Origin of the sequence: Halocynthiibacter sp. C4 (assembly GCF_028823805.1) — a bacterium.
In the GTDB taxonomy this organism is placed as follows: Bacteria; Pseudomonadota; Alphaproteobacteria; order Rhodobacterales; family Rhodobacteraceae; genus Falsihalocynthiibacter; species Falsihalocynthiibacter halioticoli.
The window spans coordinates 797,675-818,728 of sequence record NZ_JAPEIE010000001.1 but is presented as its reverse complement, the minus strand read 5'-3'; the positions used below and the strand labels follow the sequence as shown (position 1 = coordinate 818,728).

The window sequence follows — 21,054 nt, the reverse complement described above, 5'->3', positions numbered from 1 at the left end:
TTAACGTATCCGCAGCCCTGTTTCGGCATTAAACAAAAGAGCCGAGCTTGCTTCAAACCCGACCGACAGCGCGCCTCCAGCCGCAGGGCGAGACTTGCCACGCAGCTCAACAATTACCGAATGCGTGTCCCCCTCTTGCGACGAATAAGCATAAGAAACACCGCCTAGGTTCTCAACAACATCAATATTCAAATCCGCACGCAGACTGCCCTCGGCGCTAAAATGCTCAGGACGCAGCCCTAGCTTTACCGACTGGTTTTCCTGCGTCGGGTCTTGGACCGCAACCGGAACAACCACCCCGCCAAGGCGCGGCACAACAACATGCGCGATGCCTTCTGCGGCCTTGATGACAGTACCATCAAAGAGATTCATGCGCGGCGATCCGATAAAACCGGCAACAAACAGATTGTCTGGATCTTCGTATAACGTTACCGGCGCACCAGCTTGTTCTATGCGCCCGTCACGTAGCACGACAATCTTGTCTGCCATCGTCATGGCCTCGACCTGATCATGCGTCACATAGACCATTGTTGCGCCGAGTTTCTTATGCAGTTTCGTGATCTCGACACGCATCTCGACACGCAGTTCCGCATCAAGGTTGCTTAACGGCTCATCAAAGAGAAATACATCAGGCTGTCGAACGATTGCACGACCAATAGCAACACGCTGCCGTTGCCCGCCAGAGAGCGCCTTGGGTTTGCGTTCCATGTAGTCTTCAAGTTTCAGAATTTGCGCAGCCGTATCAACCTTTTGCTTGATCTCGGCCTTATCTGCTCCGCCAATCTTAAGACCGAAGCTCATGTTCTCTCGCACGGTCATATGTGGATAAAGGGCGTATGTCTGAAACACCATCGCTACGCCGCGTTTGGCCGGATCCGCGTGCGTCACATCTCGACCGCCAATCGTCATGCGGCCTTCCGTGGTTTCTTCAAGTCCCGCAATCATGCGCAGCAATGTTGACTTGCCGCATCCTGAAGGACCGACAAAGACGCAAAAGTCTCCGTCCTCAACAGTTAAGTCCACACCATGGACAACCTGTGTCGCGCCGTAACGCTTTATCACATCATTAAGCGCAAGTTCGGCCATTACTTGTTTCCCTTCACGTCAAAAATATCCAAAAGCGCAGACATCGCACGGTCTGCAACAATCTCAGACCCATTCAATGCGGACCCTGCATCCGACAGTAGAAACACCGCCAATGCACCTATTTCGTCAACGGTAGTCACCTCGCCATCGGCTGTCCAAGAGCGAAACAATGCCGCATTTTCGGGGTCTTCCATGGCGGCATCGACAATCTCAGTTCGAGTAAGCGCAGGGCAAATCGCATTCACGCGCACGCCCTGCGGTCCCAGAGACCAAGCCATTGCACGGGTCATAGCTGCAATAGCGGCTTTTGTACCGGCATAGCCTTCATGACCCGGATTGGTTGCGCGCGCATGAACCGAAGAAATGTTCACAATCGAGCCCCCGCCTGCCTTCACCATAATTCTTCCGGCGGCCTGACAGCCCAAAAGAACGGAGCGCTGGTTAACGGTCCAGAGCAACTCCATCTGCTCACGCGTCATCTCAAGAAAAGGCACCTTTATGGTCACGCCCGCATTATTGACCAACCCATCGAGACGCCCAACTCTCTCGCTGGCATCGCAAATGGCGGCTTCAAACCCATCCAGATCTGTAACATCAACCTGCACAAACTTTGCGCCACACTCAGCAAGCGCTTGTTGGCCATCCGGTTTAACATCAAATCCTGTAACTTCTGCTCCTGCTGCGCGGCATGCCTTCGCAATGCCAAGGCCAATCCCCGCGCCCGCACCGGTAACAATGATATGCTTGTTGTCGAGATTCATTTCACTGCTCCTGCCGTTGCGCCAGCCATAATTTTACGTTGGAACACTGCAAACATAATCAGCAAAGGAAGAGACCCGAGAACAGCCGCTGGAAACAGCTTTGTTGGATCAATACCTGTGTTGCCTACGAATTTGTAAACAGCAATCATCACGGTAAGCTTGTCTTTATCCGTCAGAAGAAGCAGCGGATAAATGAAATCATTCCAAACCATGATCATCACAAACAGCGACAATGTAGCCGTCACTGGAGCGAGGAGTGGGCGGATCACGTGCCAGAATATCTGCCAGTTATTGCAATTATCAAGTCGTGCGGCCTCCTCCAGCTCCAACGGGATCGCAGCGATAAAACTGGTATAGAAGAAGACCGCCAGAGGCAGCTTCAATGCGGCAAAGGCCAGCACGATCCCGAGATAGCTGTCGAGCAATCCGATGTCGCGGAAAATTACATAGATCGGTGTAATCGTAACGAAGTTCGGCGTTGCGAGACCGAGCGCCATAACCATCACAATCAGGCGACTTATGCGGTTTTGCAAACGCGCAAGAGGATATGCCGCCATAGCGCCAGCAAAAACAACTACGGCGATCACCGAAATCGTTATTCCCATCGAGTTCAGGACAGAACGCACGTACCCCATTGACGAGAGCGCGTTCATATAGTTGCCCCAATAAAGGCTATCCGGCAAACCCAGAGGATCTTGCGCAAGCTCTGTTGATGTCTTGAATGACATCATTACCATGTAAAACAGCGGTAGGAGCATGATCGCAACGAGTGCAAGAACAACGCCATGCACGATAATGGATTTTGCTTTGCGTTTCATAAGTTCCCAATCAACACTTCGCGTGTTGCTGATTGCGGAATGTGCGTCTGAATGGCTCATGATGCATTCTCCCGATCACGCAGGACCTTGTTTTGAACGAAGGACACTGCCAGCACGATAACGAGCATAACAATCGACAACGCACTGGCGAAACCGAATTTATATTGGCCGAAAAGGTTGTCGATAATGTCGATGGACATAAGGCGCGTCGCGCCGTCTGGCCCGCCTTTGGTCAGGATGAAGGGCAACTCAAAAGTCTTGAGTGTCCCGATTGTCGTCAGCATGACAGAGACCGTGATGGATGGTCCCAAAAGTGGAAGTTCGAGATAGCGAAACCTCTGCCAGCTAGAAGCTCCTTCAAGACGGCCTGCTTCATTAATTTCTTCAGGAATGCCTGCAAAACCGGCGAGAAAAATCGCGCACGTGAAGCCGGTGAACATCCATATTTGCGTGAATGCAACGGAATAGAGAGCGATGGCAGGGTCGCCGAGCCAATTTTGCTCAAATGCCCCAAGCCCAAGATCACGCAGCGCGACGTTAATGCCGCCGTTTATCGGGGAGTATAAGAACTGCCATACATACCCAACCACCACGAATGACATCATTGCCGGCGTATAGAGAGCCGCGCGGCTGAAGTTTCGGATCAGCGGTAGCCGATGCAACATCGCGGCAAAGAAGAGGCCGGTCACAGTGAGCGATGACACAACAATTACCGTGTACCACAAAGTCAGCCATATCTCGCGAATGTAGCGTTCTCGACTGAAGATGCGTTCATAGTTGCGCCAACCAACGCTCTTGGCCTCGCCAATGCCTCTAAAATTGGTCAAACTCATGTCAAAGGTTAGAAAAACCGGATAGACAAAGAACAGTCCGATCACCAAAATTGCTGGCAATGTAAACCAGTAGAGTGAATGTCGCGCACGCATGATTGCCTCCTCAAGTCCTGAGTGATGTGGCCCGCACTGTACGGGCCACATGCATATTAGATGTTGTCCTCAACCACGTCGTCCCAGCGTTGCAGCGTATCCTCATTCCGCTTGTCGATGTTCAATAGGAACCCTGTCAGGCTGTCTTCCCATTCCGACTGAAGCGGCTTCGGGAATTCGAGCGTCGAGAATGGCCAAAGGATCAGGCTGCCGGCATCGCGAGCTTTGGTATAAGGCTCTGTAAGCTCTGGCATGGTCGGTGTGCCGCCAGTGTAAGGGCTATAGGCACCGTCTTCCTTCAAGAAAACCGCGAGATTTTCCTCAACAGTAAAGAAGTCGACCCATTTGCGGGCTGCCTCGGCATTCTTGGCATCACGCGGAATGGACCAACCCGGACCAACAAGATCAAGCGCGAGGCCATGTTCGGTAAACACCGACGGCATTGGCGCAAACTGGTAGTTAAGCCCCTCGACGTCAGAGAAATTACCGATGTTCCATGCACCCTGCGGAAGGATTGCAACATTGCCGGACCGGAATTCTTGCGGCGCTGTCGCCCAAGGGTCGAGCCCTGCTTGCAGTTCGGGATCAAAGCACTTTGCCTCTACGAGGTCTCGTACACTGTCAAGCGACGCATTAAAGTTCTCGTCATCTACGAAAGTGCGCTCACCCGTGCCGTATTCCGCAGGAGAAATTCCGGCCGGATCGATACCATTGGCGCCGACATAGAGCATCGCAGGGAAGCTGCCCGCGAAGATCATCGGTGAAATTCCCTCGCTCGCCAACGCCTGACAGGCTGCTTTCAGCTCATCAAGTGTCACGGGGGCTTTATCAATCCCGACCTGAGCAAGCAGATCCATATTTACGAAGTTACCCATCCCAACAACTTCCAGCGGGTAGACAAGAATCTCATCCCCAGACGACATTACATCGCGCACAGCTGGAATCATTGTGTCATACCAAGGGCTATCGGTTCCTAGGTCCGTGAGAAGGCCCGCCCCACCCCAAAGATCAACCAATGAGCTATCAACCATCGTAACATCTGGTGGATTGCCGCCTTGCAAACGGGGCGGAATAACCTTGTCGATATCCTTACGAGCGACATACGTCAGCTCAACGTCGATATCGGGGTTTTCAGATTCAAACTTCTCAATAAGCTGAGGCAGACCTGCTGGCTGAGCCTCGCTGCCTTTCCAAGCAATTACGTCGAGAACGGTTTGCGCATGCCCCGCAACCGGCAAGAGTGCCACTGAGAGCATCATTGCAAACTTAGATGTCATAGTTCGTGTCATTTTTAGAATCCTCCTTGCATTTGTATTATCATTAACAAATCAGTTCGTACACTATTTTTTCAAATAATGTACGATTTAATATTAATTCCCTCAAAACGCATCAATTTCATCAGTGGAGACACGCATTCTGCAATGCCAATGCAGCGTTTGTCCTGCTGAGAGCCGCTTGGCGTTTCGCTCCTCTATCGCCTCAGATAAACGGCCATGCGGTGCTGAAGCTGGCTCGATTCCGATCTGATAGAGAGGTTGTTCAACAGGCCAGCCGCCATATGAAAACCAAAACCCGGCCCAACATGCATCAGATTGTCGCCAAGAGATTTCAAACCGTCCACGCGCCCCACATAGCGCCACCTTCGCTCGCTTCCCTACAGGTGCGAAGTATTTCCCAGCGACGCCCGCGTCTGGTCCCAAAACAGGAGTAAGCGATACTTGTTTGCGATCAGCGTCTTGCCACGCTTCGAGACCTGACGTTTCGATAAATTCTCCCGCTTCACACGCAAGCAGGCAATGCTGGCTCCAAAGCCACGGCAGCGGTGCTGAATGAAGCGAAGTAAGCGTATATCGCACCAGCACATATTCACCCGCCAAACGGATAGCGCGCCGAAATCGAAACCGCCGATCCTCATAGGTGGCAACAATACCTGTATTGGTGGCAACACAACGCCAAGGGCGCCCCCATAGCAGGCCGTGATCACGCAGACGCCCGCCCCACTCATCGACGTCACACGCCGCAACTGTGGGGAAACATTCATCCCAACCACTTGGCGCTACGTCGAGGTAGTTCGCCGCATCCGAGGCTGACCCTTCGCACGCGCCAGAGACAATCCAATTACGCGCGTTCCGCAAATCCGTCAGCTCAGTTATCCGCGCACCAAAGTTCGGCGCCAACCGCAACGTCACAATCCCGTTTGAGATCTCCAACAGATCAGTGCCAGCCAACCCGTGGCGAACGCGGAATCTCGTCGCCCTGACGTGCGCGGATCATATCCATATGCTCGCGTCGGATCGCTGCCGCACCGGCATCGTCAAACAGGTTCACCATCTCATCGGGGTCATTCACCAAATCGTATAGCTCACCCGTGTTCGTGTTCAGGTCAACCGACATGCGATAACGTTGGCTCCGCACAGTTCTCAAATCGAGGTCAATCGCACTGCGGCGCGCATCTACTTCAAACTCGCTAAGCGCGTAGTCGCGACCCTCAGTCCCATCAATAAGGCCGAGCCAAGACGTCCCATTGTCGTCTTCCGCCTCCAAGCCGCATAGTTCTGCCAGTGTCTTGCGAATATCAATCGTTCCCACAGGCGCATCAATCACTTTGCCCGCTGCAACACCTGGGCCACAAATCAAGCAAGGAACACGCAGCAACCCGTCATATAGCATCGGGCCTTTCAACAGCAGGCCATGATCGCCCAACCACTCACCGTGATCGGAAATAAATACCAATATCGTGTTATCCAGTTCGCCACGTGCCTCAAGTGCATCGAGAATTCTGCCAACCTGCTTGTCCACAGCCGAGATCATACCGAAGTAAATCGCCGTAATCTCGCGGATCGCCGCTTCCGACATGTCACCGCGCTGCCCCCAGTCTTTTCCGCCAGCGTTGTGCTCCGCCCCTTGCTTTATCTTGTCACGTCCCGCCAAAAATTCGCGATGCCACCATGGTCGATTATCAAGATCTAGCTCAATGTGTTTAGCAACCACGACTTCTTCAGGGTCATACATGTCACACCAAGGTTCCGGTGCAAGGAAAGGCGGATGAGGATCAGGGAAAGACACCCAAGCAAACAGCGGCTTGTCACCCTGCTCATCCAACATCTCTAGCGTCCGATTGCCCACCCACGGCGTCGAATGCCATTCTTCCTCAAGTGCCGAGCGCCACGCCTGAAAATTGCGAGGTTCAGGTGGCAATGGGTCTTTGGCGCGCGCCCAACGTTCCCCCCCTTTACCGTCGGAATCAAGCCAGTTCTCGTAATGCAATGTCTCCGGTGCGTCATACCATTTCGTATGGTGATGCGGTCTCAGCATCAGTTGGACGTTGTCGAAACCGAAATACTCCCCGTGCCAATTGGCATCAAAATCCTTCGCGCTGGAGTAACACTCTGGTCTGCCTGTTGGCTCAAAGGTCTGTTGGCTGGAAAGGTGCGCCTTGCCAATGAAATGCGTATCATAGCCCCCAGCCTTAAATATTCCCGCCAAACCCTGCGCTCCAAAGCTGTAGTCAAGATCGCGTCCATTATCCCGCACGCCGTGACTATAAGGCAGTTTACCGGTCAAAATTGACGCTCGCGCAGCCTGGCACATGGGGTGCGGCGTAATACATTTGGAAAAACGCACACCGCGCTCTCCAATTCGATCAATCGCGGGGGTTTTCACACCGCGACCCTCTGGGCCGATACAGTCGCCCCGTTGTTGGTCTGTTGAAATCAGGATCACATTGGGTTTGCGGGTCAAGGTTGGCTCTCCGACTTAGTTTGGCTATCGCGGATAATCGGCGTGATACGCCACCGCACAGCAAACATAATATGTTTGACGCCGGTGTGACAAGTCATCTACTCTACATTTGCGCAAATCTGACGCAGATGATACAGGATATGATAAGTTTAGATGGCTATTAGCGCAGAAACCTCCACCATTTAGGGCATACACACAGATGACAGCTTACGAATACCCCCTTTCGATCAGTGCAGATGTCGATGGCGAAGGCGATAATTCTATCTATCATAAAATTCGCCACGAAATCCTTGCCGGAGATCTAACCGCGAACGAACGCCTTAAAGTTAGCGAACTGGCTAAGAAATATGGTGTATCCACCAATCCTGTACGGGAAGCTTTGCAACAATTGCGCGGTGAAGGGCTGGTAATTTTTGTACCTAACCAAGGCGCTCGTATCCGTGCAATCGACACCGATTTTGTCCGCGATGTTAGCGAAGTGGGACAGCAACTCGAGCCTTATCTCGTAAGATTTTTTGTCGAAACCGCTAGCCAGGAAGATATCGATCAGCTTGAGGCCATTCAGGACGAAATGGAGGCGCTCAACTTCTCTGACAAAAACAAGCACGCCGATCTAGACTGCCAATTCCATTCTACGCTCTACGGGAATCACTACAACCGCGTTGCCTATAAGCTATGGCAACAACACCGCCAAATTCTCTGGGCAATTTCCACGCGCGTCCCTGTTGCAATCGGCCGCCGTGAAGCAATCTTTCAGGAACATCGCAAACTCATCGAGTGTATCAAACGTCAAGACGCCGATGCCACGAGTCAAACGCTCTATCAACACGTGCGCGACGCAGGGCGCCATCTGGTTGACCGTCTTAGCATCGCGCAGCGCAATCAGAAGACATAGGATCCGTGGAGAGCCATTCAAACAAATGCTGCGTCAGCCGCGAGGCAACATCCCCAGCAACGCCTGTTAAGTCAGCAAAGATCACCCCAGCAACGGGGTCTGCCTGTCAGCGCGACACCGTGCGCGTTCCGGGTGGCAAGGCGTTGCTCGGAACAGCGCATCCTATTCTTGCGGTTGACGGGGAATCCCCCCTCAGAGAGAAACGCGTTAAGCCTTTGGATTGGGAGCGCGGAACAGTCACTGTTGCGGCCTTTCGGCGGTTTATCGACGCCACCGGATATCAAACCGAAGCAGAGCGCTTTGGTTGGTCGTTTGTCTTCTACAGCCATCTCCCCAAAGAAAACGCCAAAACGCTTGGAATTGACGGGCTGGAATGGTGGCGCAAGGTTGACGGCGCGACGTGGGCCTTTCCCAATGGTCCGCATGGCGCGCCCGCTCAAGAGTCGCACCCCGTTGTGCATGTGTCTTGGAACGACGCCACCGCCTATGCCAAATGGGCAGGTGGTCGGCTCCCGCAAGAGCACGAATGGGAGCATGCGGCGCGTGGCGGGCTTGGTGATGTTCCTTTCCCGTGGGGAACCGAAGAGCCGAACGATGACACGTTCCAACCCTGCAATATCTGGCAGGGGAATTTCCCACATGAAAACACCTGCGCAGACGGATACGCCGCAACCGCCCCTGCGATCAGTTTTTCGCCGAATGGCTATGGGCTCTACAACATGGTCGGCAATGTCTGGGAATGGACAGCCGCGCCCTTCCGCATCCGAACGCTGAAAAAGACCGCACGACAGAGCACTGCAGCCCCCCAACGTTTGCTCAAAGGCGGGTCGTTCCTCTGTCATATCAGCTATTGCTACCGATACAGGATCGCGGCACGTACCGGAAATACGCCTGACTCTACCTCGTCCCACACGGGGTTTCGTATTGTCTATCCGGTTTAGCTGATCCTCCCCCACTGAAGTGGTCCTCCGCTATGTTTAGGAAAACGGAGGAAACACATGTCAAACAAGCGACCGAAGCCTGAAGAGATTGTCACTAAGTTACGGCAGGTTGAGGTTCTGACGGGGCAAGGAATGCCGCGTCTGGAAGCGATCCGTCAGATCGGAGTGACTGAACAAACCTATTATCGCCCCCTCTCAGCGATGCAAAGCATCGCTTGCCGGTCAATGGGAAGAAGAAGTACGGCGGAATGGGACGGAACAACTCAAGGAACTAAAACGGCTACAGAAAGAGAATGAGCGCCTTCGCCGATTAGTATCGGATCTGACGCTGGACAAGCTGATCCTAAAAGAGGCCGCAAAGGGAAACTTCTAAGCCCCGCTCGTCGTCGTGCCTGCATTGATCGCGTTCGATCTGAACTGAATGTCTCAGAACGTCGAGCGTGTCGCGTTCTGAGGCAACTCCGATCCACACAGCGTAAGGTGCCAGTTGGTCGTCCAGACGAAGAGCAGTTGGTGGCCGACATGATCGAACTGACCCGCCAATATGGCCGATACGGCTACCGTCGGATCGCAGCGCTACTGAGAGATTCTGGCTGGCATGTGAACGACAAACGGGTCGAAAGGTTGTGGCGACGAGAGGGGCTGAAAGTGCCAATGAAACAACTGAAGAAGGGGCGGCTTTGGCTGAATGATGGATCGTGCGTTCGATTGCGACCAGAGCATCGTGATCATGTCTGGAGTTACGACTTCGTACATTGCCGAACCGACGACGGGAAAGCGTTCCGCACACTGAACATCAGCGACGAATACAGCCGGGAATGTCTCGCCATCCGTGTGGATCGCAAGCTCAACTCTGGCAATGTCATCGATGCCCTGAGTGATCTGTTCATCCTGCGCGGTGTCCCGTCGTTCATTCGTTCAGAGTTGCCCATTGATGGCGCCATTGGTTCGAGCCCAATGGGCGACGGCCCGGAGTTCATCGCTCAGGCCGTGCAGGATTGGATCAAGGCTGTTGGCGCAAAAACGGCCTATATCGAACCGGGAAGCCCCTGGGAGTACGGATACTGTGAAAGCTTCAATGCCCGTTTCCGAGATGAGTTCCTTAACGGCGAAATCTTCTACAGTTTGCGCGAAGCCCAAATACTGATCGAAAAATGGAGAAAACACTACAACACCAAACGACCACACAGTGCTTTGCGCTACCGCCCACCGCCCCCCGAAACCATCGTCCAGATGGACCATAGGCCGATCATGCACTAGCAATCAAATTGGACCACTCAATTGGGGCTGATCACGCGCGAGCAACCTCCCGAAGGAGGTGTGTAACGTGTTTATATTATTATTGTATTAAATTTTGGTTGCGGGAGTAGGGTTTGAACCTACGACCTTCAGGTTATGAGCCTGACAAGCCGCCAAACTGCAATGCTAAATTTCTGGAACACTATTGGCATGACGGTAGTCGCCGGGCAGTATCGGCGCCGTTTTTCAAAATTACCGCCGTTGCCGTTCCTTACTCCTTACTCGCCGCTCTACAGTAAGAGGATGCTCTCGGCCCAACGCCCTCCAAAAGCCGGGCCCGTTGGACCAGTTCACAAATTGGCTAAAACTGTCAACTTGATCGTCATACCGACTACGAGGAAACCCTTGCAATTCCCGTTTAAAGGTCGCCAACCACGGCGCTTCTTTTGGTAAATATATTTTACCTTGTTCTACAGGTGCACAGGCGGCGCCAAAACGCGTTTCCTTATCCTTTTCGGGACGAATAGATCGGAAACGACGAGGGTGTTCTCCATGGCAATCATGCAGTAGCGGCTTGCCTGACGCCGCATCCTCAATCAGAACTTTATCTGATTGCCATTTATCTGCCAGGAAAAGCGCTTTCTTGCGCAAGTCAGGATAATCCATCCGTTCTCGGAACACATCGAGCAGATGCCAGCGATTTTCTTTGAATCCCCAAGTCGTGCAAACCGAGAAGTCAGCACGTGGATCCGCAGACATTGCCGTATCCCAACTCTGAACGACCAACTGATATTCATGCCGTTCACCTATCTCTTCATAAGTACCAAACCATTCCCAACGAAGCGGAGAACCATCTGGCGCAATGGGGTTTTGCTGATATTGGCAGTTGAATGTTGCCACCCCCATCTCACGGCGCATGCGATCTAGCGTTTCGCGGTTGAACCTCTCCGGAAACAGAATGTCGCCCGATTTGCGGTGGTGACTGCGACCTTGACCTATTCTCAACACGTCATCTTCCTCCGCAATCGCGGGCAAATTCAGATGTCGGAATGTTCCTTTATCAAGAAGATATCCTGCCGGATCCAATTCATGAAGCCGCTGCGCTATCATGACCACACACCCAGCGGAGGGATTGTTGAAGCGAGAGAGTAAAGAGCCTTCAATAAACTCCTGCGCCCTAATAAGTTCCGCCTCGGAACCCGCATCACCGGCCTTCATGAGATCGTCAATTATGATGTAATCCGCTCCGTGCCCTGTGACCGCACCTCCGATGGATACTGCCTTGCGGCTGCCTCCTTTGGTGGTACGAATTTCATCTTGCGTATTGCCGACCTTTGCAAGGCGCGCATTTGGGAACATCTGCTTATACCAGTCCGTTTCCATAACTCGTCGTGTCGCACTTGAATGCAAACGTGCGAGATCGAGACCGTAACTTGCCACAATGATTTTGGCTTCAGGACGATGACCAACTAAGAACGCGACAAAAGCGACGGCGACGGTGATCGATTTTAAGTGGCGCGGTGGTACGTTGATGACCAATCGCCGGTTCTCGCCGGACCGGATATTGTTCAACTCATGACACATCGCTTGTACGTGCCAAGCTGGTACGAATTCATCATGCTTTCCTGGATGCAAGGTAGCGAATACCTTCCAGGTAAAAGCAAAAAGGTCCTTGCGATAAAGTGCGGTTGAAATCCGCAGTTTCTGCTTTCGATCAAGATACGTCATTCTGTATCCCCCTCGTCTTCAGACAGAACTGGTTCCACAAGTTCATCAGGTTCAAATTGGCCGCGCGCGGCTAACTCAAAGAAGTGTCCAAGGACGGCTTCATCCGTTTCGTCCGGCTCAGAGGATCGGGCGACGTATCTCGCCTCACGCTCTGCCCGATGACTAAGTTCCGTATCAAATAGCCCAAGCATTTTCAGCGCTGACATGTCACCCTTCATCGCCTTTTCGGCAAGCCGCTTTGCCGCTATTTGGGCCTTGGATAATCGAACCTCGCGCCCACCTTCGCGCACAGGCACTTTGCGCTCCAATTCCTTTTGCAGACTTGCATTGAATCCCTTCGCCCCCCTAGGTCGCCCCCGCGTATTGCCGGATTGGCCCTTCTTGAACCGTGTACTTTTAGGCGGTTTTCTATAGCCAACTTCGTATTCTTTTTTGGGATCAGACATTTCTCGTCTCCTTCGCGCAAGCTTCTACTTGGTGCGCGGAACGCGCCTCGAAAGTTTCGCCCGTTTCGGCGTGGACAGCCTTCTTACCGGACAGTTCCTGCCACCGGCGAATGGCGACATCCACATATAAGGGATCCAGCTCTATGAGCCGGGCTTTTCGGCCGGTATTCTCCGCCGCCAGCAAGGTGGCCCCAGATCCACCGAAAGCATCCAGAACCACATCGCCGCGGTGGCTCACATCCATAAGTGCATCCGCGACGAGAGGCGTAGGTTTTACCGTGGGATGATCTACCAAATCTGCGGTGCGCCCTTTGCCAAAACTGTTCACACCCGCATAATCCCAAACATTGGTGCGATTGCGGCCATGCATTCCAAGTTCGACATTGTTTATGTGCGATGCACCCGGCTTCTTAAAGATGCAGACCATTTCATGTTTGGAGCGATAGAGGCTTCCCATGCCGCCGTTGGTTTTATTCCAGACGCATAAGTTGATGAGATCAAAACCAGATGATTCTCCGGCCGACATAAGATCCCCAAGGTGCCGCCAGTCCATACAAACCATGGCAATGCCACCTTTCGGCAACCATTCCACAGCATGGGCTAAAAAGGTCTTTAAAAAAGAAAGGAACTGATCATCACTCATTTCCCCAGAGGCCATGGCAAACTCGCGATGCTCTCCACCGCTCCCCGACCGGACATGCCCCTGAACCGGAACATTGTAAGGTGGGTCCGTAAAGACCATCTGCGCCGGCGCGCCTTCCATAACTCGCTTGTAGCTTGCCGCTTCAAGTGAATTGCCACATAAAAGGCGGTGTTCACCGAGGATCCAAAGATCCCCAAGTTCCGTGATCGCCGGCTTCCCAGGATCAAGCGCCTCTATGGTTTCTGCCGGCTGATCCGCCTGTGTTCCGCCAATAATGAGATCAATTTCAGGCATCTCAAAACCGGTGATGTCGAGATCTAATTCCAAATCTCCATCTAGCTTTAGTTCCATCAAATCGGCGAACTCAATTTGCAGGGCGTCTTCATTCCAGTCAGAAAGTTCCGCAAGCTTATTGTCTGCTATGCGCAAGGCACGGACTTCTGCCGCAGACAAATGCTCAATAACCACCGTCGGAACGGACTTGAGCCCGAGCGCCTTTGCCGCTTCAAAGCGACCGTGACCAGCAATTATTATGCCCCCTTGATCCACAAGGATCGGGGTCACGAAACCAAATTGGGCAACAGATTTCTTGAGCTTTCCAATGTTCTTGGCCGTGTGTAACCGGTTATTATTTGCATAGGGCTTTAGATCCCCTAATTGGGTTAGGACCACTTTATCAGCCAACCAAACAGGTTTGGCCGATACGGACATATCGAGAGGTAGAGTAGATGTGCGCATTTGCGCCTCCATTTTTGACGCCACCTATGGTGACAAGCTTCAAAGATGGATCGCAGCGGCAAATAGGAGAGGACGGCAGTCACCTCCGGACCGATGGATCCGGTTGTTTTGCCCGTTTTCGTTTCGTGTCTGAATGATCGCATTAACGCGCCTTCAGACGATGCAGCAATGTCCTATTTAGGCCCTATCTCCGTCCGAGCTGCACCCAAATCATTATCGACGTAAGAAAAAACTCGCAAGAGGGAAAAGAAGCCCACGGTTGTTTTAAATAATTGTTATTGTTGACGAATAATCAGATCACTCTAGAAATATCGGTCATTTTCGCAGGAATTTCGGTCTCCTCAAAAAGAACTGGACTACGCGAGCAGACCAGGCATTACTGCTCTCAAGCCCGATGAGATCGGGCTCTCTTCAGTACACGCGAATTGCGCCGCTATATGAGGAGAACGACATGTCATTACCTACACTTAGCGAGCTTGAGACGTTAGAACGTTCAGCTCTTTGTGCAGCATGGAAGGAGGCTTTCGGCCAATCGCCGCCACCGCGCATGAGCCAGCCGTTTATGCGCCGCGTCCTAGCCTTTGAAGTGCAGGCTCGGAGCGACGGCGGGCTGTCAAAAGCGACGCTCAAGGCCCTGTCAAAACCAAACGTGGTGGCTCCCAAAGTAAAATCAGGCCCAGGGCTAAAGTCGGGCGGGCGTTTGCTGCGCGAATGGAACGGGATCACGCACGTTGTTGACGTCACGGACGACGGGTTTATCTGGAAGGGAGAAACCTATCGCTCCCTTACCGCCATCGCACGTGCCATAACCGGCACCCATTGGTCCGGGCCACGGTTCTTTGGCCTCAATTCTGGAGCCGCCCAATGACTGTCGCGCGTAAAATCCGTTGCGCCATCTATACCCGCAAATCTTCAGAAGAAGGGTTGGATCAGGATTTCAACTCACTGGATGCTCAGCATGAGGCCTGCGCTGCCTATGTCGCCAGCCAAAAGCATGAGGGATGGAAACTTCTACCTTCACGCTATGACGATGGCGGTAAGTCCGGCGGGTCTTTAGAACGCCCCGCCCTGCAGCGCCTGCTTAAAGATATCGAGGCCGGTAAGATCGACATGGTTGTGATCTATAAGATCGACCGGCTTACCCGCTCCCTGTCAGACTTCGCACAGCTTGTGGATCGCTTTGAAGAAGTCAATTGTTCCTTTGTCTCTGTCACCCAAGCCTTTAACACCTCCTCTTCTATGGGGCGGCTCACGTTGAATGTTCTTCTGTCCTTTGCGCAGTTTGAGCGCGAAGTCACTGCTAAGCGTATTCGCGACAAAATCTCTGCCTCTAAGAAAAAAGGCCTTTGGATGGGCGGAGTGGCGCCCCTTGGATATGAAGCCCACCCAGACAATACGCGGCGTGAACTGGTGGTGAATGAAGCACAGGCTAAGACCGTACAGCAAATATTTACGATGTATGAGGACTTAGGCTGCCTGAATGCCGTCATGCGCCAAGCGCGTAAAGAAGGTCTTGTTTCCAAGCGCCATGTCTTTGCGACGGGCCGTGCACAGGGCGGCAAACCGTTCAGCCGCGGACAGATTTATCACATCCTGCGCAACCCGACTTATCTCGGACGGATCCGCCATAAGGATAAATCCTACCCCGGCCAGCATGCAGCCATCATCGATCAATCCCAATGGGGTCGCGTTCAAGGTAAGCTCGAGGCGGCCGCCATGCGTCGACGTGGTCTTACAACACCACAACAGACTCTATCTTCTCAAAACGGTCCTGCTCCGCTTCTCGGAAAATTCCGGGACGAAACAGGCGATATCCTAACCCCGACACATACCCAGAAAGGTACAAAGCGACATGGCTATTATGTTTCGAACCGGTTGATCTCAGGTTCGCCTGATCGAACAGGTTGGCGCCTCCCAGCAAAAAGCTTTGAAAGCCTCGTCGCAAAAGCAATAGCAGCGCATTTAGCAACCAACGCGAAGCGCCACACACTCTTGGACGCAGCGGACGCCGTTGCGGCGAGAGCCGCAAGTGAAGCTACACAAATCTTAGCGGATCGAATTATCACAAGGGGAGCGGCTGAAGTGGCACCGCTCATCAGAATAGGCAAGGTCCGCAATGACAATCTGCAAATAAACCTCTCGCGCAATAACCTTGCGCAGGAACTCGCCGTTAGCGCAGATCTGATTTGCGCGAAGCTTCTCCAGTTTGAAACCTCCTTCACATGCCGCCGCCGTGGTGCGGAAATGCGGATTGTCGCCGCCGAGTATGCACCCGCGCCGGATCAAACCCTAATTCGCGCGCTCAATAACGCTCACTCCTGGGTTGGGCAAATGAAGTCGGGCATCTCTGTCAAAGCCATTGCAAATAAGGTGTCTGTCTCTGACAGCTACGTCATGCACATCATTCCCCTAGCGTTTCTCTCACCCAAAATCCAAGAGGCCATTCTCAATGGAACTCACCCTATCGAGATGACATTAGAAACCATAACTCGGACAAAAATTCCGATGGCATGGCGCGCGCAAGAGACCCTATTTGGTCTCGCCCAAAACAGCTAATCTCAGCTCCCACAAACGCTTCCCTGTTAACGCCCAGAAAATCCCCTGTTCCTGAAATTAATTTCCCTGTTATTGCGTTTAGGGAAATAAACTGTAACGCCTTGTAATTACTGCAGGTATTGCTTCTCTAGCTACCCAAATTGATGGATTCACTAGAAATTCCCTGTAAATAAACCTGTATCAGGGAAATCGCAGCCAAACCTCACCGCCGAAATTAAGCAACTGAGACTACTGAGATTATCTAAGGGAATTTCAGCGCACGGTCAGTCTCTGATGGAAAGAACATAACGTAAGCCGCGGGAAACACGACACTAATCACTACGAAAAAGACAGGAATGCGAGAGACCGAGGTCGCTGGCGGAGGAGGTGGGATTCGAACCCACGGTAGACTTTCACCTACGTCGGTTTTCAAGACCGGTGCATTCAACCACTCTGCCACTCCTCCGACAGCGTTTGTGTTACCGCGCGTTTTCTGATTCTGAAACCCCTATTCCAATTGCAATATTTCGCCCATCGGGAATGCGGACTCTTTAAATATTTCGGGAGTTTGTCTACTATGCCCTTATGTCTCGAAATTTCGATTGACGGACGTGGGGAATAGTGACGGAACTGCCAACACGTGCAGCCGGACACACAAGGCGTAAGCCACTGAAAATAATAGCCATTAAATGGCAGAGCGCTGAGCGGCGCGAATTTGTGAGGGCAAAACATGGCAGTATCTTCGTTTTTCAAGGTCGCGGTATGTGTATCTGCAGTGGTCGGACTTTCTGCGTGTCAGGAAGGGGCCGGCAGCTTTCTGTCTCAAGACGGAGACGTAACGACGACAGAATCGGGAGCGAAGGTTGTCGAAAAAGACGTTGAAGCGCCGGAAGTCTTTAGTGTGCAGGAAGTCGGTCTTTGGGATGGGCGCCCGTCGCTTGGCGGCATTTGGGTTGCGCATCCAACTGCGGTTGATCCAGAACGCGTGATGATCCGCAACGAAGCAAACGGGCAATCTGTTATTGGCGCCCTCTTCCGTAAGGAACGTGAAACGCCAGGTCCGAAATTACAAGTTTCATCGGAGGCCGCAGAAGCAATCGGTATGATTGCTGGCTCTCCTCAGGAACTTTCGGTCGTTGCGATGCGCCGCAAGGAAATTGTCGTGGAGCCAGCACCAGCTCCGGTCGAAGCGGAAAAAGCCACCAGCGATGCGCCTATCGACGGTGAGGTCGCGCCGATTGCGGCTAACGAAGTTGAACAGACAACGCTTGATCCGATTGCAAGCGCAGCTGCGGCTTTGGACGCTGTAGAAGACGCCGGAAAGCCAACGAATGTTGCGAGCGCAGCAGACTCGTCCGGCAAGTCGCAGTATATCCAGATCGGCATTTTCAGCGTTGAAGCCAACGCCAACTCGGTTGCGGATCAAATGCGCAAAGCTGGCGCGACGCCAAAAGTCACAACGTTTTCGAACGAAGAAAAGCAATACTGGCGTGTTATTGTCGGCCCTGTTTCCAGTGCTGCCGATAAAGATGCGCTTAAGAAAAAGGTCGTCGGTATGGGCTATAGCGACGCGTTTTTCGTAAACAAGTAAAGGGGGCGCTATGCGTCTTGGACTAGCTCTGGTTTCCTATTCACGTACATTGATCGCGGCGCTGCTTTTAGCGTTGATTAGTATTGCATCTACGGCGAACGCATTCGAAACGCGGGCGACGGGCGCTTACGTGGTTGACGTCACAACTGGCACGTTGCTGATGGAAAAGAACGCGGATGTTCCTTTGCCGCCTGCAAGTATGTCCAAGCTGATGACGCTCAACATGCTGTTTGAGGCGCTCAAAGATGGGCGCGTCACGATGGACACGACCTTTGCCGTATCGACGCGCGCCAAAAACATGGGCGGATCGACGATGTTTCTTGACGAAACAGACCGTCCAACCGTCAAAGACCTTATTCGCGGCATTATTGTACTGTCGGGAAATGACGCCTGTGTCGTTGTTGCCGAAGGTCTGGCCGGAACGGAAGAGGCCTTCGCACGGCTTATGAATGAGCGCGCCGTTGATCTTGGCATGGAAAACTCGACTTTCGCGAATGCCTCAGGCTGGCCGGATCCAAACCAACGCATGAGTATGAAAGATCTCGGAATTCTTGCCGAGCGCCTTATCGTCGAGCTCCCTGAATATTATGGCTTCTTTGGTGAAACAGAATTCGGGTTTGACGGTCGCTCACCGGACAACCGCTTCAACCGAAATCCGTTGCTCAAACTCGGGATCGGTGCTGATGGCCTCAAGACGGGCCACACAAGTGAAGCTGGCTATGGGCTTGTCGGGTCCGCCGTTCAAGGGAAGCGCCGCGTTGTATTCGTCATTACCGGGTTAACAAGCGAGAAAGAGCGCGCCGAAGAGGCCGAGCGAATTGTTAACTGGGCTTTTCGCCAATTTGTTATGAAAAACTATGCTCCGGCGGGTGAAAAACTTGCGGATGCAAAGGTTTGGATGGGGAATGAAACCACTGTCGGGCTTGTGTTGTCCGAAGACCTGAATTTACTTGTCCCTGCATTGGTGCAAGGCGAAATCAAAGGCGAAGTCGTTTACGAAGGTCCGCTTGAAGCCCCGATTGCCGAAGGCCAAGAGGTGGGTGAACTTGTTTTGAATCTGCCAGACATGGCCGAGATGCGCGTCCCACTCGTAGCGGAGCAAAGCATTGAAGGTGGGGGTGTTTTGCCACGGTTCCGCACAGCGTTCGCCATCCTGTTTCAACGGTACATCGGCGAAGCACTGGGCCTGTCTCTATGAACGGAAAACCCGCGGGTGGGCTGTTTATCAGCTTTGAAGGCATTGACGGGTCCGGCAAATCCACGCAGGCAAGGCTGCTTGCCGAAGCGTTGGGAAAAGCAGGATATGAAACCATCCTGACCCGCGAGCCTGGTGGATCCGTTGGTGCAGAGCAAATCAGAAGCCTTGTTCTTGAAGGCGATCCTGACCGCTGGTCTGCGGAAACGGAAATTCTTCTGTTTACTGCCGCGCGGCGTGACCACCTTGAGAAAACAATCCAACCCGCCTTGAGAGCAGGAAAAATCGTGATCTGTGATCGGTTTGCGGATTCAACTCGCATGTACCAAGGCATAAGCCGTGGAGATTTACGCACCGTCGTTGATGATCTCCATAGCCTTATGATTGGCCGCGAACCGGATGTGACCTTCATTGTTGATATGGACCCTGCCATCGGTCTGGCGCGCGCGAAGGCTCGCCAAACGTCCGAAGAGCGCTTCGAAGATTTCGGCAATGACTTTCAGGTCAAAATGCGCGCAGGTTTCCTTGCACTCGCAAAAGAATTCTCCGAGCGCTGCGTTGTTATTGACGGCGCGCGCGACCTTGGCGAGGTCAACCAAGACATTCTACGCAAAACTCAAGAGATACTGGCATGAGTGACCTTCCAGAGCCGGATCGCATTGCTGGCGCGCCGCATCCGCGTGAGACAACAAAACTGCTGGGTCAGGCAAAGGCAGAGGCGGCATTTCTGGAGGCCTTTAACACGGGCCGTATGCATCATGGCTGGCTCATTACTGGGCCACGTGGCGTTGGAAAATCCACACTGGCATGGCGCATTGCGCGCTTCCTGATTGCGCAACCGCCCGCAGGCGGTGATAGCGGTTTGTTTTGCGACGCGCCCCCTGCCCCAACAAGTTTGGATATCAGTTCCGATCATCCCGTCTCACAGCGGATAGCGGCACTTTCCGAACCGCAACTATTCCTTTTGCGCCGCGCCGCGAATGACAAAGGTGACGGGCTGAAAACGGTTATTACCGTCGACGAAGTGCGGCGGCTGAAATCCTTCCTATCGCTTTCGGCAACTGATGGTGGGCGCCGCGTCGTGATTGTTGATGCCGCCGACGAGATGAACGTATCCGCCGCCAACGCACTCCTAAAACTGCTTGAGGAGCCGCCAGATGACACGATCCTTTTATTGGTCAGCCACCAGCCCAGCGGTTTGCTCCCAACAATAAAATCGCGCTGCCGAGAATTGCGCTGCGCGCCGCTTTCGCCCGATGACTTGGCAACGGCTCTGGCCACTGCGGGTGTTGAGGAGATTTCCGACCCGACAGTGCTGGCTGCGCTGGCAGCAGGAAGTGTTGGCGAGGCAATGCGCCTTGTGACGCTGGGCGGGCACCAAACATACCAGACATTGTGCGATCTGTTTCATGCTGCCCCCGGCCTTGACCGCCCGCGCGCGCTCGCCATGGCCGAAAGCGCCGTTGGCAAGAAGAATGCCGAACGCTATGAGTTACTGCTGGATATGTTTGACCTGTTCCTTAGCCGTATGGCGCGCGCTGGCGTATCGGGGCCGCCTGTGATTGAAGCCGCTAAGGGCGAAATCGCGCTCTTCGCCAAGCTCGCACCAACCCCGCGACACGGCAGGAGATGGGCCGAATTACAGCAAAGCCTGAGCGCGCGCGTTCGACATGGTCGTGCAGTTAACCTTGACCCTGCGGCGCTCATCCTTGATATGCTTTTAAAGATGGACCAAACGGCGGCTGAAGTGGCGGCCTGATCGCAATAACGG

At 53.1% G+C, this 21,054-nt stretch carries 18 protein-coding genes, 1 tRNA gene and 1 pseudogene; 9 read left to right on the top strand and 11 right to left on the bottom strand.

Features of this window, described 5'->3' with window-relative positions:
• From OU789_RS04030 to OU789_RS04000, 7 genes are all read right to left on the bottom strand, one after another.
• Entirely contained in the window at positions 1 to 1,086 is a 1,086-nt protein-coding gene (locus tag OU789_RS04030) for an ABC transporter ATP-binding protein (protein ID WP_274653534.1), read from the bottom strand.
• On the bottom strand, positions 1,086 to 1,847 hold the full coding sequence (locus OU789_RS04025; protein ID WP_274653532.1) for an SDR family NAD(P)-dependent oxidoreductase: 762 nt from the start codon (positions 1,845 to 1,847) through the stop codon (positions 1,086 to 1,088). Before OU789_RS04025 ends, OU789_RS04030 begins: the two co-directional genes overlap by 1 nt.
• The gene (locus tag OU789_RS04020; RefSeq protein ID WP_274653530.1) at positions 1,844 to 2,725 is read right to left on the bottom strand and encodes a carbohydrate ABC transporter permease; all 882 of its coding nucleotides are present in this window, start codon (positions 2,723 to 2,725) and stop codon (positions 1,844 to 1,846) included. Before OU789_RS04020 ends, OU789_RS04025 begins: the two co-directional genes overlap by 4 nt.
• Entirely contained in the window at positions 2,722 to 3,591 is an 870-nt protein-coding gene (locus tag OU789_RS04015) for a carbohydrate ABC transporter permease (protein ID WP_274653527.1), read from the bottom strand. The genes OU789_RS04020 and OU789_RS04015 overlap by 4 nt, the downstream gene beginning before the upstream one ends.
• Positions 3,592 to 3,647: 56 nt before the next feature.
• The gene (locus OU789_RS04010; RefSeq protein ID WP_274653525.1) at positions 3,648 to 4,880 is read right to left on the bottom strand and encodes an ABC transporter substrate-binding protein; all 1,233 of its coding nucleotides are present in this window, start codon (positions 4,878 to 4,880) and stop codon (positions 3,648 to 3,650) included.
• Between the two features lie 90 nt (positions 4,881 to 4,970).
• Complete coding sequence (locus OU789_RS04005) at positions 4,971 to 5,780, bottom strand: hypothetical protein (RefSeq protein ID WP_274653523.1); 810 nt, start codon at positions 5,778 to 5,780, stop codon at positions 4,971 to 4,973.
• A gap of 25 nt (positions 5,781 to 5,805) precedes the next feature.
• On the bottom strand, positions 5,806 to 7,332 hold the full coding sequence (locus OU789_RS04000) for a sulfatase family protein (protein WP_274653521.1): 1,527 nt from the start codon (positions 7,330 to 7,332) through the stop codon (positions 5,806 to 5,808).
• 199 nt (positions 7,333 to 7,531) lie between these two features.
• Here OU789_RS04000 and OU789_RS03995 point away from each other — a divergent pair, with 199 nt between their 5' ends.
• From OU789_RS03995 to OU789_RS03985, 3 genes and pseudogenes are all read left to right on the top strand, one after another.
• Complete coding sequence (locus tag OU789_RS03995) at positions 7,532 to 8,227, top strand: GntR family transcriptional regulator (RefSeq protein ID WP_274653519.1); 696 nt, start codon at positions 7,532 to 7,534, stop codon at positions 8,225 to 8,227.
• A gap of 5 nt (positions 8,228 to 8,232) precedes the next feature.
• Positions 8,233 to 9,168 (top strand): formylglycine-generating enzyme family protein, encoded by a 936-nt coding sequence (locus OU789_RS03990; protein ID WP_274653517.1) that lies wholly within the window; start codon positions 8,233 to 8,235, stop codon positions 9,166 to 9,168.
• Positions 9,169 to 9,225: 57 nt separating this feature from the next.
• Positions 9,226 to 10,428 (top strand): annotated as a pseudogene (locus tag OU789_RS03985) (IS3 family transposase).
• A 231-nt stretch (positions 10,429 to 10,659) separates the two neighbouring features.
• On the opposite strand, the gene terL reads toward OU789_RS03985, so the two are convergent.
• From terL to OU789_RS03970, 3 genes are read right to left on the bottom strand one after another with little or no spacing between them, the layout of a single operon-like run.
• Positions 10,660 to 12,135 carry a phage terminase large subunit gene (terL, locus tag OU789_RS03980; RefSeq protein ID WP_274653515.1) on the bottom strand — a complete coding sequence of 492 codons (1,476 nt, stop codon included), beginning with the start codon at positions 12,133 to 12,135 and terminating at the stop codon, positions 10,660 to 10,662.
• On the bottom strand, positions 12,132 to 12,581 hold the full coding sequence (locus tag OU789_RS03975) for a DUF5681 domain-containing protein (protein WP_274653513.1): 450 nt from the start codon (positions 12,579 to 12,581) through the stop codon (positions 12,132 to 12,134). Before OU789_RS03975 ends, terL begins: the two co-directional genes overlap by 4 nt.
• On the bottom strand, positions 12,574 to 13,962 hold the full coding sequence (locus tag OU789_RS03970) for a site-specific DNA-methyltransferase (protein WP_274653511.1): 1,389 nt from the start codon (positions 13,960 to 13,962) through the stop codon (positions 12,574 to 12,576). The genes OU789_RS03975 and OU789_RS03970 overlap by 8 nt, the downstream gene beginning before the upstream one ends.
• A gap of 451 nt (positions 13,963 to 14,413) precedes the next feature.
• Between OU789_RS03970 and OU789_RS03965 the strand changes: the two genes are divergently transcribed.
• Together OU789_RS03965 and OU789_RS03960 are read left to right on the top strand one after the other, a co-directional pair.
• Entirely contained in the window at positions 14,414 to 14,830 is a 417-nt protein-coding gene (locus OU789_RS03965; protein WP_274653509.1) for a DUF2924 domain-containing protein, read from the top strand.
• Positions 14,827 to 16,518, top strand: a complete 1,692-nt coding sequence (locus OU789_RS03960; RefSeq protein ID WP_274653507.1) for a recombinase family protein — start codon at positions 14,827 to 14,829, stop codon at positions 16,516 to 16,518. Before OU789_RS03965 ends, OU789_RS03960 begins: the two co-directional genes overlap by 4 nt.
• A gap of 355 nt (positions 16,519 to 16,873) precedes the next feature.
• On the opposite strand, the gene OU789_RS03955 is transcribed toward OU789_RS03960, so the two are convergent.
• A tRNA-Ser gene (locus OU789_RS03955) sits at positions 16,874 to 16,963 on the bottom strand.
• Positions 16,964 to 17,227: 264 nt separating this feature from the next.
• Here OU789_RS03955 and OU789_RS03950 point away from each other — a divergent pair.
• From OU789_RS03950 to OU789_RS03935, 4 genes are read left to right on the top strand one after another with little or no spacing between them, the layout of a single operon-like run.
• A complete protein-coding gene (locus OU789_RS03950) occupies positions 17,228 to 18,088 on the top strand; it encodes an SPOR domain-containing protein (RefSeq protein ID WP_274653505.1) in 861 nt (286 codons plus the stop codon).
• Between the two features lie 10 nt (positions 18,089 to 18,098).
• Positions 18,099 to 19,286 (top strand): D-alanyl-D-alanine carboxypeptidase family protein, encoded by a 1,188-nt coding sequence (locus OU789_RS03945; protein ID WP_274653503.1) that lies wholly within the window; start codon positions 18,099 to 18,101, stop codon positions 19,284 to 19,286.
• The gene (gene tmk, locus OU789_RS03940) at positions 19,283 to 19,918 is read left to right on the top strand and encodes a dTMP kinase (RefSeq protein ID WP_274653501.1); all 636 of its coding nucleotides are present in this window, start codon (positions 19,283 to 19,285) and stop codon (positions 19,916 to 19,918) included. The genes OU789_RS03945 and tmk overlap by 4 nt, the downstream gene beginning before the upstream one ends.
• Positions 19,915 to 21,042, top strand: coding sequence for a DNA polymerase III subunit delta' (locus OU789_RS03935; RefSeq protein ID WP_274653499.1), 1,128 nt, complete (start codon positions 19,915 to 19,917; stop codon positions 21,040 to 21,042). Before tmk ends, OU789_RS03935 begins: the two co-directional genes overlap by 4 nt.
• The last annotated feature ends 12 nt before the right edge of the window (positions 21,043 to 21,054 follow it).